Here is a 16,466-nt window from a genome sequence, read left to right on the forward strand (position 1 = left end):
TGACTGTTAAAAAAGTCAATATTGATTTATCAGAAATGGAGAGATATTAATGCCTCGTAATTTTAAAGAAGCACTTATTTTTACTTGTCTCATGTGCGGCCTAATGGTCTGCGGCATGAGTATTTGGAACCTTTTAGTTCTTGATTGGGTTGGGGTCATGGCTTTTTCATGGGGACACTTTGTGACTGGTTTTCTTCCAGGATTTGCGGTAGCCTTCTTTTTGGACATGCTTATTGTTGGTCCTATTGCCAAAGCTATTGCCTTTCGAATTTTGCATCATCTGAAGGCACATGACAAACGCTGGGCTAAGATTTTGGCGATTTCAGGAACAATGGTCCTTTTTATGGTGACCTTTATGTCAGTCTATGGTCTTCTCTATAACCACCAAGACATTACGGCTGCTACTTACGGTCGTGCATGGCTGACTAATATCGTCTTTGCTCTACCACTTAATTTTCTTGTAGCAGGCCCTATCTCACGTTTTATTTTGGGGCATCTTCAAAAACCCTTTCCTGGTGAAGAGAGAGTTGAAGATTTTGAGGACGATGATGAATTGCCAACCATCATTTAATTTAAATGCAAGAACAGTTTCATCTGTTCTTTTTTGATGACCTACTTTAGCTATGACCATGGTCAAACTAATCTTTGAGTGGCTTGTCGCAGTTTGCACAAAGGTCATTCTACTCCTCGGACAGTCTATTGTTATTTTATTTAAGTCCATCGGCAGCGTTGAAAGTTCGCCACCGTTTTGTCAATCCCTGTAAAAATTTGGATAGGTTGCCACAAGAATTATAGTTAATAGAAACAAGAGCATGACAAAAGTACCTCAAGAAAAGTATCGCAATTTGGCAATACTTTTCTGAGGTGTTTTTTGATGTGAGCCCGTGTTTTCTCAATGGGATTATACTCAGGTGAGTAAGGAGGAAGTGGTAGAAGTCTATGTCCCTGCTCCTTACTTAGTTTACTCATCCTATGAAACCTTGCATTGTCCATAATGATAATAGCTGGTTTATCTAAAGTGGGGAGTAAGAATGTTTTGAACAAAGCCTCGAAAAAGTCACTAGTCATAGTATCTTTGTATGTTATCGGGGTAAGCTCACCATTGACGAGACCTGCAACCAAAGATAGCCGCTGGAATCTTCTTCCAGAGACCCGACCTGTGATCAACTGACCTTTCAAAGAGCGACCATATTCTCGATGAAAATATGTCTCAAACCCTGTCTCGTCAATATAAACAGGTGTCTGGTGACTTAAGTTATTAAATTCTTTAAGGAACAGATCTACTTTTTCAGGGTCTTGTTCATAGTAGGTACAGCTCTTTTTTTCGCGTATATCCCATAGCTTTGAGAGTGTAATGAATAGCTGTTGGATGACAGTCAAATTCAGAAGCTATTTCAGTCAAATAAGCATCTGGATGAGTTTCAAGATAGGTCTTTAATTTATCTCTATCAACTTTTCTTGGTTTGGTTCCCTTAACTTGGTGATGAAACTCGCCTTAGTCTCCTTTAATTTTAGCCATTGATAGATGGTGTTGCGTGAAATATCGAAAACAACAGATGCTTCAGTAATACTGCCGGTTTTCTCACAGTATGCGAGAACTTTTTTACGAAAATCTAGTGAATATGCTATAAATACATAATATCACAAATGTACTGCTTTCATTTCACTATAAAAAAATCTCCATCAATCATTATCGTATTTGTTCCATCATAATCATATCTTAAATCTGAGTAATGAGTTTTTTTGAGATTAAAGGTAAAAATCATTCCAGGATTTGTTCCTTTTTATGGGGTATGTGTTGGACATAATAGATGAAGTAGGTGGAAAAATTATGCTCAATATAAAGGAATCTGGTAGCCAATAGCTATTACAACAATTGTGATCATTATTCTTTTGATAAAAGGCATTTTTTATTGATTATCTCCGACGTCTTTACTTGATTTCTTGATAGGTCTATTCACTTTTTTAATAACAGGTGCTACTCGTCTAATACCTTTTCTTACAGTCTGAAAAACAGGTCTTGCCCCTCTCACTCTTTTAAAGGGGGGGTAAGATTACAGTGGATATGAGCGTTTTAAAATAAAAAGAAGATTCCTTGATATGATAAGAGTAGTACCACAAAAGAAATCTTCTCATGATTAGTATATCATAAAAGCTTCGCTACTTGCTATATAGCCTAGAGACGCACAACTAGGTTGTTAAGATTTATCGAAATAGCGTCTTGTACCCTTGTTAATGATGTGAAAATTAAATGACCATTCTGAAGAATGCTATAAATATTCTTTTAGAGCTTGTTTGATCTTTGAGAAATCGTATCCTTTTCTAGAAAGATTTTGTAGAATGCGTTGTTGTAAGTCATATCCATCGTAGCGACGGCTTAATTTTCGATAGACTTTATCCAGATCTTTATAAATTAACTCCTCTTCTAATTCGTCATCTTCTTGGATTTCTAAGTTTTGGACGGCAGCTTTGCTTTCTGAAAAGCTGAATCCTTTTGCTAAGAGTTGTTGAATGATTTTATCTTTTAGTGCTTTGTAAGGAAGCTTATCTTGATATTTGCGTAAGCTTTTTTCAGCCAATTGATGACTCAGCTGACTGCTGTCATAATCTTTTAATAAAGAAGTGATGATATCTGTGTCAATGCCTTTTTCTTTGAGTTTTTGAGAAAGAATGTAGGGCCCTTTATTACCATTATGGAGATTCTGACTGAGGTAATTTTCTGCATAACGTAAGTCGTTAATCCAATTTTCTTTTTCCAAAACAGTGATAATTCTAGGAATATATCGTGCTTCAATTCCTTGTTTTTTGAGGTAATCTTGAATTTCTTTCTTGCTTCTTTGTTTGAAAGACAGATAGTAGATGGCTCGATTTTTTCCGTGTGAAAATTGGGCGAAGTCTTTAATCTTATCAAGTGTAGGTTGGTCGAGTTCCATTTGGTTGGTTAACATGAAGTGCACAATGGTGTCTTCTGTGACATAGAGCTGATCAGTATGATCAATTTCTAATAAGTAGAGATGTTTTTTCTTTTCAATTTTTGTGATTTTCATAGTATTTATTATAGCAAATTTCTACTTTTAACTAGTTTTTTTGTTATTTTTAAAGGTTATGGTCTTTTACTTTCGTGAATTGATGTGATTTTCCGATGAGCCTAATCTTTTTATCAATTGATCCTGTAGTTGCACGGATGTATTCTTCTTCAGAAACATCATGATACTGGTGAATTAAGCCAGAGTGGTATTCTACTTCTAAAACGTTATTTTCCCAACCAATTGATTTGATCATACGGGCCGTTACATGTTTTCTCTGCATTGGAGCTCTCCTACTAGTAGTTTGATGATATAAGAAAGATTGACCTCTCATTGTACTTTTATATGTCGATAGGGAGGTTTTACAAGATTATATCAAGATTTTTAATGGTATGTGTAATGTTTTGTTTAAAATGAAAAATAGGAGTCCTTATTCTATGAAAATATATGGAATCGACTAAATCATTTTCTAGAGAAGGGTAGGAAATACATGTCCAAACTTTTGTGGTAGAATAAGTAAGAAGAAAATTTTTTAAGAAGGTTAATAAGATGATATTAAAGGTCAAGCAACGTATTCCTTTGAAAATAAAGCGGATGGGAATCAATGGTGAGGGGATTGGTTTTTATAAGAAAACCTTGGTTTTTGTGCCAGGTGCTTTAAAAGGTGAGGAGGTTTTTTGTCAAGTCACAGCAGTAAAACGCAATTTTGTTGAGGCTAGGTTACTAAAAATTAACAAAGTCTCTCCTTTTCGAGTAGATCCTGCTTGCTCTATTTATGAGGAGTGTGGCGGTTGTCAATTGATGCATCTGCGATATGATAAACAATTAGAGTTTAAGACAGATGTTTTAGCGCAAGCATTAAAGAAATTTAAGCCAGAAGGGTATGAGAATTTTCATTTAAAACCTACACTTGGGATGGAAAAACCAGTGCATTATCGTGCTAAATTGCAGTTTCAAATTCGACAATTTGGACAATCCCTTAAAGCAGGTCTGTTTGCAGAAGGCTCACATCGTTTAGTAGAGATTAGGGACTGTTTAGTACAGGATCAAGATACCCAAGCTATCATTAATGCCGTCGTTAACTTATTGGATAAGTATCAAATTCCAATTTATAATGAACGGAAAATTCAAGGGATTCGGACGGTAATGGTCAGAAAAGCTCAAGCAAGTGGACAGATTCAATTAATCTTTGTTACGAGTAAGGAGGTTCGTTTAGGGCCTTTAATCAAGGAGCTTACTGCGGCATTTTCCGATATTAAAACTATTGCAGTTAATTATAATCGTAGTAAGACGAGTGAGATCTATGGTGCAGAGACGGAGATTATTTGGGGAGATGATGCTATTTTTGAAGAGGTTTTAGATTATAGCTTTGAATTATCTCCTAGGGCTTTTTATCAGCTTAATCCTAAACAGACACAGATTTTATATGCTGAAGCTGTCAAGGCACTTGATGTGACGGCAGAAGATGATTTAATTGATGCTTATTGTGGTGTTGGGACAATTGGATTTGCTTTTGCCAATACAGTGAGGTCTGTGAGAGGGATGGATATTATTCCAGAAGCTATCGCAGATGCGAAGCGAAATGCGACTAGTATGGGATTTCAAAATACTTATTATGAAGCAGGTTTAGCAGAGGAGCTTATTCCTAAGTGGTATAGCGAAGGGTATCGTGCCTCAGCTTTAGTGGTTGATCCCCCTCGAACAGGCTTAGATGAAAAGTTGTTAGAAACTATTTTAAAATATCAACCTGAAAAGATGGTCTATGTGTCTTGTAATGTGTCAACACTGGCAAGAGATTTAGTGAAACTTGTGGGGATTTATGAGGTAGTCTATATCCAATCAGTAGATATGTTTCCGCACACTGCACGAACCGAGGCGGTTGTGAAATTGTCCAAACGAGATATCAACCATCATATTGATCTTGAAATCAATGAAGAAGATCTCAAAGATATTTCTGTCAAGAAGGATGCCACTTATTCAGAAATCAAAGATTATGTCTTTAGAAAATTTGAATTAAAAGTATCTACCCTTAACATTGCACAAGTAAAAAGGAAACTTGGGATAATCGAGCGAGAGAACTATAATCACTCTAAGAAAGAAAATCAAAGAGTTCCAAATTGTCCACCCAAAAAAGAACAAGCTATCATCGATGCGTTAACTTGGTTTGGAATGATTGAGTAATTAAATAAATTAAAAAGTGCAGAATTGATCTGCACTTTTTAACGTTCATAATCATTTGTATTGCGATTTTTACTTATTTGTTTTTGGTGTAATTTTTTGTGTTTTTCGATGCGTTCAAATACTTTTTTCTTATCATTTTCAGTGAGATAGTTTTGAAAATCTTCGTATAGGTTCATTGCAGGCTGCACTTCCTTCAATAGCGAATCCATTTTTTTCTCCGCTTCTTTTTGTTCAGCAATGCGTACTGACCTCTCATGTTGAAGTTGTACTCTAGCTCTTTTCAATTCACCAGTCAATTGGCTAATTTTCTTTTTTAATCCTTTGACAATACTATTGTTAAAGACTTTATCAATAAAATCGTCTAAAATTTGTTTCATAGGTTTGGTATTTACTTGGTATAACATTTTTTCAAAAATTTTTAAAGGTACAACTGCAAATTTTTCTTTTTTTCCAATTAGTCCACGTTCCTCTACTTTAAAGTCCTTGGTAAATAGGTAATTCTTATCCTCTTTAATTCCAATATCCTTTAATAATTGTTCGTTGATAGCATTTATAGCTTTTTCTTGAGCTAATAGTAATTCTAGTTTATCAGCTTTAGCTTCAAACTTTTCATCTAACTTATTAACAGACTCTTGCTTTGAATGGATGACATTATCATATTGTTCAATTGATTGTGTTTTTCTATCAATCTCTTTTTCAAGTGTATTCAACTTCTCTTTCTTTTTTGCAAATTCTTTTTCTACTTTTGAGACCTCAGAAGTGATTTCAGCTTTAATCTCATTCAGTTTCTTTCCTTTTTCCTCCTCAAGTTCAGCCATCATTTCTTTATATTCACGCATGTCTTTAATCTTGTTCGTACCTACTTTTTTACGTTCGACTGCCATTTCTTTCAACATTGTCTCAAGGACTTTAATTTCGTTGTTGCGAAAAGCCATAAGTTGAAATTTTCCTTTTTCTGTAAATCCCTCTTGCTTCAATGCTTTTGAAAAGCTGGGCTGTTTAGAGAGACCATTTTTATAACCGTCTGCGATGGGAACTACATTTAAATGTAAATGCGGAGCACCTTTTTCATCCAGATGCACTACTGCATTATAAACACGGAAATGTGGATGACGTTTTTCGAAATCTTGTGCATATTTAGCTAAATATATCCCTATGTTGAGTTTATATCCTTCTGGTAATTCATCCCAATCCGCTTTTGATCCAATACCAATGATAAACTCTCTTTGTTGATCTAAGGTATCAAGTTTACCAACATGTTTATAATAATCCTTGATTTTTCGATCATTTCTTATCTGCTTTTCATTGTATTCCTGCAAAGAAGGTCCAAATTCCTTTTCATATAGCTCTCGAATATCTAATTGTTTAACTACAATATTTTGATGACTTTTATCTCTAAGAATATGTGAATGTTCTGGGCTCTTCCATTCTTTTTCTGTTAAATCTCTATTATTATGTCGAATGTTTGTCATTCTCGGATTTGTTTTAAATGAAATAGTTAATTTTGGCATCACGTATACTCCTTAAAAATTTTTCTTTAATACAGTATGCCTTAAAAACTCATTTTAAAAATTTGAGAATGAATTTATTGGGAACTATCCCTGAACCAAGTAATTAATTACTGATGTTTTATTCTTTAGGACTGAAATCTATGGAGACCAATCTCTTACTATTAGAATGAAATTGACACCTTAACGAGTCCATTATAGAAAAATGTATTGACTATTTAAGTAATCCATATTTAAGCGATTAATGGTTTTGTATAGTTGACCATTTTGGCTGTAATAATGGATTCATAAATTACTCCATGATTGAAAAACATTGGCTAATAAAGTAATCCATGTTTGTAAAATAAAAGGCCAAGTAAAGTAGTCCATAATTGTATAATATATGGCTGAATAAACTAGTCCATATTCTCTAAATTAATGGACTAATTAAAGAAGCCCATATTTTCAAAAATAGCGGACCAATAAAGTAATCCATTCTTTAACAGATAATGGTTTTATAAAGTTACCCATTATGACTTAAAAAATGGATAGATAAATGACCCCATTATTTTTGTAGAAAAGTGATTATTTAAGATTGGTATCTTAATTTCTAAATTATCAATATCTTAAAATTTTGTGTTATGATTGCTCGAATAGCGAACAACGGCGAGGCGCTCCGCTATTCCTCGCCAAATAAATTAGACTCAATGATTTTCATTAAAAAATTTGAGAAGCAAGTAACAGAGGTTTTTGTTACTTTTTGTCAAAAAGTAACGTTTTTGTAGTTTTGACAACCCTACGGTTCATCAAAACTACAAACGCTCTGCCGAGGGCTATGGGTTGCACCCCTTTTTTGACCCTCACGGTTCAAAAAATTCACTGCTTTTTCGGCCCACAAAAGTGGCCTCGAAAAAATCGGCGCGAACTACGCACCGAAAAAATTGCTTCACGCAATTTTTGCTTGCCCATCTTTTGCTAACAAAATAATTTCAGCTGCGCTAAAATTATCAGCAAAAAATGGTCTTCGCCCGTCGCACGAATCAACGTGCGATTTGTCCGCGAACAGCGCAGACAAAAAAGAGAGAGCTTATAACTCCCTCCCATGCTTATTAACTAGGCTATTACTCTAGTTAATGTTTGCAATTAGACATATATTCATCATACGAGATTTCCAATGGCTCATAAATCGAAATAGTTTTAAGCTCAATCAACGGTCGTGGGACTGACCCCAAAAAAGTGAGAATTTAATAAAAACACCCTAGGGCTACCGTCTCCGGTATTCAACCGGAGACAGGTAGTCCAATTTTTGTTGGATTCTTTTTTCATTATAATATTTGATGTAATTTTCTACAATTTGAATTACAATATATTTCTGAAACTACACAATACAAATATTGACATGCAATTATTAATTGGTGGATTTTAAGTTGACATCTATAAAGTTTAATGTTAGAATACATTCAAAAATATATTTGAATGAGGTGTTTTATGATTCAAAATATTGTTACTTCAATAATCCTGTATTCTGGGACAGCCGTAGACTTACTTATTATCCTAATGTTATTTTTTGCCAAAAGAAAAAGCAGAAAAGACATCATTAACATCTATTTAGGACAATTTCTAGGCTCTGTTAGTCTAATATTGCTAAGTTTGCTTTTTGCATTTGTCTTAGATTATATTCCTAGTAAAGAGATTTTAGGTTTGCTCGGTTTGATTCCAATTTTCCTAGGCCTCAAAGTTTTGCTTTTAGGAGATTCTGATGGAGAAGCTATTGCCAAAGAAGGTTTGAGCAAAGATAATAAAAACCTGATTTTTCTAGTCGCTATGATTACTTTTGCAAGTTGTGGTGCTGACAATATTGGTGTCTTTGTCCCATATTTTACTACCTTAAATTTAGCGAATTTGATAGTGGCTTTACTTACCTTTCTAGTCATGATTTATCTCTTGGTTTTTTCTGCCCAAAAATTGGCACAAGTCCCTTCTGTCGGAGAAACTTTGGAAAAATATAGTAGATGGTTTATTGCCGTTGTCTATTTAGGATTGGGGATGTATATCCTGATTGAAAACAACAGCTTTGACATGCTATGGGCTGTGTTAGGCTAGGAGAAAAAATTATGAAAAAAGATAGTATCTGTCAAGTGGATGTTATAAATCAACAAAATGTTACAACCGCAACGAACTACCTTGAAAAGGAAAAAGTCCAAAAATCACTTCGTATTTTATCAAAATTTACCGATAATAAACAGATAAATATCATCTTTTATCTCCTTGCCGTCGAAGAACTCTGTGTCTGCGATATAGCCTGTTTATTAAATCTCAGTATGGCATCTGCCTCCCACCATCTTCGTAAACTAGCCAATCAAAACATCTTGGACACTAGAAGAGAGGGGAAAATTATATATTATTTTATAAAAGATGAGGAAATCAGAGATTTTTTTAATCAACTAGGATAACAACTATTTTTACTACTTTCTACTTTTCCATGATTATAGGAAGATTATATATGAAATTTTTGATGAAAATTACTCACAAGAAATACCTACTCGTATCAAATGTTTAAGAAAAAAGTATAATTTAAAGCAAAGCGACCTACGATTATATCAGCGTTTACAGACATTCAAGAGAAATCTCTTGGATGTCTTTTTTGGGCTAAAGCAAGGCTATGATTAGCCTTGGCAAATTTGCCTAACAGCTCCAAACCTGTCATCAAATGAAATCGATGACTTATCAGAATGAGTCGTAGCCTTCATCTCACAGTATAGGTAGATGGCTAATTTCATTTTAAAACTTTCAGTTTTAAGGGACTGACCCCAAAAAGTGAGAATTTAATAAAAAGACTTGACAAATTTCGTTTACAATAGTAGACTTATTTTGAACACATTCGTTTACATTTGTAAACGACAAGGAGGAAAGGAAAATGAGCACAATAGAACTTAATACTTCTATCACAGATGCTGAATGGGAAGTAATGCGTGTAGTTTGGGCAAATGATCGAGTAACTAGTAAAATAGTCATCTCTGTATTGAAAGAAAAAATGGACTGGACAGAATCCACTATCAAAACGATCTTAGGTCGATTAGTTGAAAAAGGCGTACTAAATACAGAGCAAGAAGGTAGAAAGTTTATTTACACTGCCAATATTGTAGAGAAAGAAGCCGTAAGGGATTATGCAGAAGATATTTTTAACCGTATTTGCAATAAGAAAGTTGGAAATGTAATAGGAAGCATCATTGAAAATCATGTCTTAAGCTTCGATGATATAGATCGACTAGAGAAAATATTAGAGATAAAAAAATCTTTCGCAGTAGAAGAAGTGGATTGCAATTGTCCAGAAAGACAATGCGAGTGTCATTTACATCATCATTAAGAATAAGGAGGAATTTAAAATGAACAATAACAACAAACATTTATCCCACTGTCACCATAATCATGGCGACATGGATCATTCAAAACATGAGCACGTAAGCACGGAAGAACATGGAGACCATAAGAATCAACATCAAGAACATCATGCTGAGCATGATCACAGCGGGCACAGCGGGCACAGTGGGCATGACCACAGTGGGCATCACGGAGGGCATGAACACCATCATCACGGTAACTTTAAGGAACTTTTCTTAAAATCATTGCCACTAGGAATCATTATTATGCTCTTATCCCCTATGGCTGGGTTTGACCTACCATTCCAGTTTACTTTTCCATATTCTGATATTGTAGTAGCTATTTTATCTACTATATTAATTATTTATGGTGGACGTCCATTCTATCAAGGCGCAGTTGACGAATTTAAACAAAAAGAACCTGGAATGATGGCTCTAGTTTCTTTAGGTATAAGTGTTTCATATTTATACAGTATTTATGCTGTTATCATTACCTACGTAACGGGTGGACACGTGATGGACTTTTTCTTTGAATTTGCTTCATTATTATTAATCATGTTATTAGGTCACTGGATTGAGATGAAAGCTATTGGAGAAGCAGGAGACGCACAAGCAGCATTGGCTAAGTTGGTACCAAAAGATGCTCACGTTGTGTTAGAAGATGATTCAATTGAAATACGTCCAGTTGCTGACTTACAGGTAGGCGATTTAATTCGTGTTCAAGCCGGAGAAAATGTGCCAGCAGACGGAACTATCGAGCGTGGCGAATCACGTGTAAATGAAGCTCTTTTGACTGGAGAATCAAAAGCAGTTAAAAAAGGTCCTGGCGATGAAGTAATCGGAGGCTCAACAAATGGAGAAGGGGTTCTTTATATTAAAGTGAATGAGACAGGTGATCAATCCTTTATCTCTCAAGTACAGACTTTAATTAGCCAAGCTCAAAGTCAGCCTTCCAGGGCAGAAAATATTGCGCAAAAGGTTGCAGGGTGGCTCTTCTATATTGCTGTTATTGTCGCGCTAATTGCTTTTGTAGTGTGGATGATTATTGGAGATATCCCAACGGCAGTTATATTTACTATTACTACATTAGTTATTGCTTGTCCGCACGCATTGGGTCTGGCTATTCCATTGGTAACCGCCCGAAGCACAAGCTTAGGGGCTAGCCGTGGCTTACTAGTAAAAGACCGCCAAGCCTTAGAAATAGCTCAAGATGCAGATGTGATAATTTTAGATAAAACGGGTACTTTAACAACTGGTGAATTTAAAGTATTAGATGTAAAACTTCTTAATGACAAATATACAAAAGAGGAAATCATTGCCTTATTGGCAGGTATTGAAGGAGGATCTAGCCACCCAATTGCTCAATCAATTATAAGGTTCGCCGAGCAGCAAGATATACGTCCAGCATCTTTTGATTCGATTGATGTGATTTCCGGTTCTGGAGTAGAGGGTAAAGCAGGTGGGCACCGTTACCAATTAATCAGTCAAAAAGCCTATGGACGTAATCTTGATATGGATATTCCAAAAGGAGCAACTCTTAGTGTCTTAGTAGAAAACGATGATGCCATTGGTGCTGTAGCTTTAGGGGACGAATTAAAACCAACGAGTAAAGAGTTAATTAAAGCTCTTAAAAAGAACAATATTCAACCAATTATGGCAACAGGTGATAATGAAAAAGCGGCTCAAGGCGCGGCAGAAGTTTTAGGGATTGAGTATAGATCAAATCAATCTCCACAAGACAAATATGAGTTAGTTAAAACACTTAAAGATGAAGGAAAGAAAGTTATCATGGTAGGTGATGGTGTAAATGATGCTCCTTCTCTTGCCTTAGCAGATGTTGGTATAGCTGTAGGTGCTGGAACTCAAGTTGCATTGGATTCAGCTGATGTCATATTGACTCAATCCGATCCAGGAGATATTGAATCATTCATTGAATTAGCACACAAAACAACTCGTAAAATGAAACAAAACCTATTTTGGGGAGCTGGTTATAACTTTATAGCTATCCCTCTAGCTGCAGGAATTTTGGCTCCTATTGGTATCACATTAAGCCCTGCATTAGGAGGAATCCTAATGTCTGTGTCAACAGTCATCGTCGCCATTAATGCTATTTTATTAAATTTAGATCCCAAAAATAACGGTTAACAGATCGAATGATTGAAACTCATTAAAGTATCAAGATACAATAGTTTTACAGGAGAAAAAGAGATGTAAGTACTGGCTCTTTGTAAAATCGTGTTGGTAGAAGTAGACGATTTTTCTACCAACACGATTTTTAATTTATTATAGAACTGATTATTTTTAGGATATAAGTACCTGAAGCATAGAGATGAGTATGGCTATAGTCAAAATAAAGCAGTAACAGCCTTGAAATATACAAATCTATCATTCAAAGAATTGATTTATGAACAATACGATTACTATGTTAAAAAAAATAAGAAAGATCCTTTGGATCGGGCTATCGATTATATGCTGAAATTTCAGAGAACTGATGCAAATTTTGAGATTCCCAAGCTTCTTGCTGTTGTTGATTCTATTCAAAAATATGTTTTTAGCCAATCAAAAATGAAGTGCGGGGACTATAGCGTGTTTGCTTCTTTATTAGAAAATGAACAATTTGATGAAAGATTACAATTCTTAATTGATTATGGGGTACCTTGTTCAGCAGTCAAGAAAGTAAAATTACCAGAGGAGTTAACTGGTTATCCTAATATTATCCAATATCTAAAGGATAATATTTCGCAAATAAGTTCAAAGCTAATTCCTTATGAAATGAAGTTGATGAATGAGGCAATTTTTTAAGTGGATAATAATTTTTAAAATGTTGACAAGAGTTGTGTTTAATCGTACTGTATATATACTTCTAGTACACATCTAACAATGTTTTAAAACTAAAATCTTCTTACCTTCTGTAAGAAGATTTTTGCATGGAATTAAAACTAATATCAAATTCATTAACGGTTTTTTTATAATTTCCAAAAAATGGCAGAATATAGTTGAGTTATAGAAGGAGTTTATCATGAACTTACATGATTTACATTTCTACAAGCAACTACTTCTGCCTTTTGTAATGAGGAATCAGAGTCAAATAATTTCACTTGGAGGTCATCTATGGATGAACTAGTGAGATTTTTGGAAGAAATGCTTCTGAAATATGGAGACAACATTGATTGCTCAAATTTACCAATCAAGGAAGAAAACCTGTATACTGATGAGTAGTTGCTTGTATTCTTTTCTAAAAAGAGTTAAAATACCCTTAAGATTATAAGGGTATTTTTTGGTCAAACTTTTCAAGGAGAAATTAAATGAAGCGAAAGAAAGCCTATATCTATACAAGGGTATCTACGACTATGCAGGTTGAAGGATTTTCATTAGATGCTCAAGAAGCAAAAATTCAGCAATATGCCAATGCTTTTGATATTGAAATTGTGAAAACCTATCAAGACGCTGGGAAATCTGGTAAAACCATGCTAGGACGAACGGAATTTATGAACATGATATCAGACATCGAAGCAGAGAAAGATAAGGTGGACTATGTACTTGTATTCAAATTATCACGTTTTGGTCGGAATGCTGCGGATACTTTAAAATCTCTAGCTATTATGGAATCTCATGGTGTAAATCTGATTTGCGTTGATGATGGACTGGATAGTTCAAAGGATTCAGGAAAGTTAGTTATTACGATCTTGTCGGCAGTTGCTGAAATGGAAAGAGAGAATATTATTTCTCAAGCTATGGAAGGTCGTAGACAAAAAGCGAGAGCTGGTCAATGGAATGGTGGATTTGCGCCTGTAGGATATTCCCTTGTTAATGGTCAATTACAAGTAAATCATGAAGAAGCTGAATCCGTAAAGATGATTTTTGATTTATTTGCCAACAGTGATATGGGCACTATAGCTATTGCCAAGCATTTAGCCAACCTAGATATAAAGAAACCAATTCGACACAATAGTACGCTTCCATATTTTTCATCAAGTGGCATTGCAAGAATCTTAGACAATCCAGTTTACAATGGAAAAATTGCTTTTGGACGGCGTGAAAGCACTCGAGATAAAATTTCTGGTGAAACGAAAGTCACGCAGTCTGAAAATTATATTCTAACAGACGGAATCCATGAAGCAATTATTGACGATGAGACTTGGAAAAAAGTGAGGAAAAAACGAGAAGCTAATGCCCATAAGTATAAACGTGAGAATCCAAACAAGGGCGATTCTATCTATATACTTTCAGGGTTGATAAAATGTCCATTATGCAATGCTGGGCTTTATGGAAATAAAAGTATCAAGCGAAATAAAAATAAGAAAGATGAATACTATAAAAACTATTACTACTATGCTTGTAAACATAGAAAACATGTAGATGGTCATAAATGTACATTTAACAAGCAACTTAAAACTGGAAATTTAGACCATGAAGTATTATCAACCATTAGTAAGTTAGTTTCAAGACCTGATTTTGCACGAAAACTGCAAGAGAAAATAAATATTCAGGTTGATACAAGTAGGATAGACAGTGAAATTGAACAATATAAGAGTCTCTTTCGCCAGCTCAATGCAACCAAATTGAATTTAATCCAACAAATTGACTCCTTAAATTTTGAAGATTCTCATTTTCAGCAAAAGTCAATTGATTTAGATATGAGATTAAATACTATTTATGATAAATTAGCAGATGTAGAAATGCTAATTGAGACAAGTGAATCTAAACGAGAGGTAATCCTAAAAGATAAAATGACCGCTGATAATATTTATAAAATATTGGTCAACTTTGCATCATTTATGGACGTCATGGAAGATATCGACAAGAAGCGATTGTGTCAGATGTTGATTGAAAAAGTCGAGATTTATGATGAAAAAAATGAGGCAGGACGTTGGGTAAAAGCCATTCATTTCAAGCTTCCAATCATTGAGGAAGACTTAGAAATTAGTTTGGACAATATTACATCAGTTGAGGCGGTTGTGAAATTAGTAAAGAAAGTATAGGTTTGATAGATGAAACTGATGATTATTGGAAGTCCAGGAACAGGTAAGACAAGTCTGGCTAGACAGATCCAGGAAATCAGAGACTTGCCTTTACTTCATTTAGATAGTATTTTTCATAAAATCAGCGATGAAAAAGAGGCAAGAGAACAACTCAAAAGAGCTATGTTAGAGTTTATGAGGAGCCATGAAGAATGGATCATTGATGGAAACTATGGGGATAGTTTGGAGCTACGTTTTAAAGAAGCAGATACTGTGGTTTGGCTAAAGTCCTCACCTATGATAACCCTCTATCGTGTTTTGAAACGCTCGTTTGATTTTAGGAAGAACAGAGCGAGTAGGCCTGAGATGCCAGAAGAGTTTCAGGAGCATTGGGATAAAGAGTATTTGGATTTTTTGTATTTTGTTTGGACCTATGCTCGTAAACATGATGCCAGGGTAGAGAGCTTGTTAGAAAATTTTTCTGGTCACGTATGGATTTTAAAAAGCCAAAGAGATAAGGTGAATTTTTTACACCAACTGCAAGGATATAAAGAATAGTCATGATAGATTTTTGAAGTTTATCCTTTGGGATAAGCTTTTTTAGTTGGAGTGGAAACGGTTATTTTCTTGACTAAAATTCAATATTATAATATACTATATGTGGTTATAACCAGTTGAAAGAAGTGATAGGATGGAAAAAGTAAAAAAAATACCGCTTTATCTCCAATTGGTCAAAGCGTTAGAGACAAAAATTAGAGAGACCATGTCCCCTAATCAGAAATTGCAAAGTGAACGGGAATTGATCCAAGCCTATGATGTGAGTCGAATGACAGTTCGCTTAGCTTTGCAAGACTTAGAGAAGCGAGGAGTGATTTATAAAAAACAAGGAAAGGGAACATTTGTATCAGAGATTGTAGAACCTGCATGTGATTTATCCACAGCCTATAGTTTTACGGAGCAAATGAAACGAATCGGTAAAGATCCTCAAACGAAGATTTTATCTTTTCGAAAAATACAGCTAGATACGTATTTAGCTAAGGATATGGGTATGGAAGTTGGAGAAGAAGCTTGGGAGTTAGAAAGACTACGCTTGGCAGATGGTCTTGAGATGATGCTAGAGCGCTCTTACCTTCCTTACAAGGAATTTTCAACTTTAACGAGAAGCATGTTGGAGAAAAAGCCCTTATATGATATTTTTGCAGAAGATTTTAAGCAAACGATTAGAGTGGCTGAGGAGGAGTTTTATGCCAGTGTAGCGATGGAGATGGAATCTGATTTGCTTAAGATTCCGTTAGGATCAGCTGTTCTTCATCTTCAACGAAAGACCTATACGGATAAAAATCAACTAATAGAATACACTTTTAGTATTGCGCGTGCAGATCAGTTTCGTTATCGTATTAGTCATTTAAGGCAAGGGGATAAGACTTAGCT

Annotated in this window: 12 protein-coding genes and 3 pseudogenes; 10 read left to right on the plus strand and 5 right to left on the minus strand. The window is 34.9% G+C overall.

The genetic code is table 11. The annotated features are described in order from the left end of the window. Positions 1-49: 49 nt before the first annotated feature. Positions 50-571 (plus strand): DUF2798 domain-containing protein, encoded by a 522-nt coding sequence (locus ACEE75_RS02835; RefSeq protein ID WP_449164937.1) that lies wholly within the window; start codon positions 50-52, stop codon positions 569-571. A 224-nt stretch (positions 572-795) separates the two neighbouring features. Here ACEE75_RS02835 and ACEE75_RS02840 read toward each other — a convergent pair. The 3 genes and pseudogenes from ACEE75_RS02840 to ACEE75_RS02850 form a co-directional block, all read right to left on the minus strand. Then, positions 796-1,629 (minus strand): annotated as a pseudogene (locus ACEE75_RS02840) (IS630 family transposase). 641 nt (positions 1,630-2,270) lie between these two features. Continuing rightward, the gene (gene recX, locus ACEE75_RS02845) at positions 2,271-3,047 is read right to left on the minus strand and encodes a recombination regulator RecX (protein WP_447574186.1); all 777 of its coding nucleotides are present in this window, start codon (positions 3,045-3,047) and stop codon (positions 2,271-2,273) included. Positions 3,048-3,096: 49 nt separating this feature from the next. Beyond that, a complete protein-coding gene (locus ACEE75_RS02850) occupies positions 3,097-3,309 on the minus strand; it encodes a KTSC domain-containing protein (protein WP_447574185.1) in 213 nt (70 codons plus the stop codon). 266 nt (positions 3,310-3,575) lie between these two features. On the opposite strand from ACEE75_RS02850, the pseudogene rlmD reads away from it, so the two are divergent. Further along, positions 3,576-4,925: pseudogene (rlmD, locus tag ACEE75_RS02855) on the plus strand (23S rRNA (uracil(1939)-C(5))-methyltransferase RlmD); the annotation flags it as partial. 320 nt (positions 4,926-5,245) lie between these two features. Here the strand turns inward: rlmD and ACEE75_RS02860 are convergent. Then, a complete protein-coding gene (locus tag ACEE75_RS02860) occupies positions 5,246-6,718 on the minus strand; it encodes a plasmid recombination protein (protein ID WP_024378623.1) in 1,473 nt (490 codons plus the stop codon). Between the two features lie 1,240 nt (positions 6,719-7,958). Next, positions 7,959-8,060 (minus strand): annotated as a pseudogene (locus ACEE75_RS02865) (IS3 family transposase); the annotation flags it as partial. A gap of 122 nt (positions 8,061-8,182) precedes the next feature. On the opposite strand from ACEE75_RS02865, the gene ACEE75_RS02870 reads away from it, so the two are divergent. From ACEE75_RS02870 to ACEE75_RS02905, 8 genes are all read left to right on the plus strand, one after another. Beyond that, the gene (locus ACEE75_RS02870; RefSeq protein WP_024411951.1) at positions 8,183-8,797 is read left to right on the plus strand and encodes a CadD family cadmium resistance transporter; all 615 of its coding nucleotides are present in this window, start codon (positions 8,183-8,185) and stop codon (positions 8,795-8,797) included. An 11-nt stretch (positions 8,798-8,808) separates the two neighbouring features. Beyond that, positions 8,809-9,147, plus strand: a complete 339-nt coding sequence (cadX, locus tag ACEE75_RS02875; RefSeq protein WP_000711078.1) for a Cd(II)/Zn(II)-sensing metalloregulatory transcriptional regulator CadX — start codon at positions 8,809-8,811, stop codon at positions 9,145-9,147. Between the two features lie 464 nt (positions 9,148-9,611). Next, the gene (locus ACEE75_RS02880) at positions 9,612-10,061 is read left to right on the plus strand and encodes a CopY/TcrY family copper transport repressor (protein ID WP_449164884.1); all 450 of its coding nucleotides are present in this window, start codon (positions 9,612-9,614) and stop codon (positions 10,059-10,061) included. Positions 10,062-10,080: 19 nt separating this feature from the next. Next, positions 10,081-12,219, plus strand: coding sequence for a heavy metal translocating P-type ATPase (locus ACEE75_RS02885; protein WP_449164883.1), 2,139 nt, complete (start codon positions 10,081-10,083; stop codon positions 12,217-12,219). 222 nt (positions 12,220-12,441) lie between these two features. After that, a complete protein-coding gene (locus tag ACEE75_RS02890; protein ID WP_449164882.1) occupies positions 12,442-12,876 on the plus strand; it encodes a hypothetical protein in 435 nt (144 codons plus the stop codon). Between the two features lie 503 nt (positions 12,877-13,379). Further along, the gene (locus ACEE75_RS02895; RefSeq protein ID WP_449164881.1) at positions 13,380-15,056 is read left to right on the plus strand and encodes a recombinase family protein; all 1,677 of its coding nucleotides are present in this window, start codon (positions 13,380-13,382) and stop codon (positions 15,054-15,056) included. Positions 15,057-15,065: 9 nt separating this feature from the next. Next, entirely contained in the window at positions 15,066-15,593 is a 528-nt protein-coding gene (locus ACEE75_RS02900; protein WP_354369797.1) for an adenylate kinase, read from the plus strand. Between the two features lie 133 nt (positions 15,594-15,726). Next, positions 15,727-16,464: a GntR family transcriptional regulator gene (locus tag ACEE75_RS02905; protein ID WP_447575177.1), complete on the plus strand. Its 738-nt coding sequence runs from the start codon at positions 15,727-15,729 to the stop codon at positions 16,462-16,464. Positions 16,465-16,466: the final 2 nt, after the last annotated feature.

The organism is Streptococcus sp. 11273D007BT (genome assembly GCF_053547195.1).

What these genes read in the sequence shown, in the direction of transcription:
- ACEE75_RS02885 (WP_449164883.1), top strand. Translation starts at nt 10,081, where the DNA reads ATGAACAATAACAACAAACATTTATCCCACTGTCACCATAATCATGGC.
- ACEE75_RS02850 (WP_447574185.1), bottom strand. Translation starts at nt 3,309, where the DNA reads ATGCAGAGAAAACATGTAACGGCCCGTATGATCAAATCAATTGGTTGG.
- cadX (WP_000711078.1), top strand. Translation starts at nt 8,809, where the DNA reads ATGAAAAAAGATAGTATCTGTCAAGTGGATGTTATAAATCAACAAAAT.
- ACEE75_RS02835 (WP_449164937.1), top strand. Translation starts at nt 50, where the DNA reads ATGCCTCGTAATTTTAAAGAAGCACTTATTTTTACTTGTCTCATGTGC.
- ACEE75_RS02905 (WP_447575177.1), top strand. Translation starts at nt 15,727, where the DNA reads ATGGAAAAAGTAAAAAAAATACCGCTTTATCTCCAATTGGTCAAAGCG.
- ACEE75_RS02880 (WP_449164884.1), top strand. Translation starts at nt 9,612, where the DNA reads ATGAGCACAATAGAACTTAATACTTCTATCACAGATGCTGAATGGGAA.
- ACEE75_RS02895 (WP_449164881.1), top strand. Translation starts at nt 13,380, where the DNA reads ATGAAGCGAAAGAAAGCCTATATCTATACAAGGGTATCTACGACTATG.
- ACEE75_RS02860 (WP_024378623.1), bottom strand. Translation starts at nt 6,718, where the DNA reads ATGCCAAAATTAACTATTTCATTTAAAACAAATCCGAGAATGACAAAC.
- ACEE75_RS02870 (WP_024411951.1), top strand. Translation starts at nt 8,183, where the DNA reads ATGATTCAAAATATTGTTACTTCAATAATCCTGTATTCTGGGACAGCC.
- ACEE75_RS02900 (WP_354369797.1), top strand. Translation starts at nt 15,066, where the DNA reads ATGAAACTGATGATTATTGGAAGTCCAGGAACAGGTAAGACAAGTCTG.
- recX (WP_447574186.1), bottom strand. Translation starts at nt 3,047, where the DNA reads ATGAAAATCACAAAAATTGAAAAGAAAAAACATCTCTACTTATTAGAA.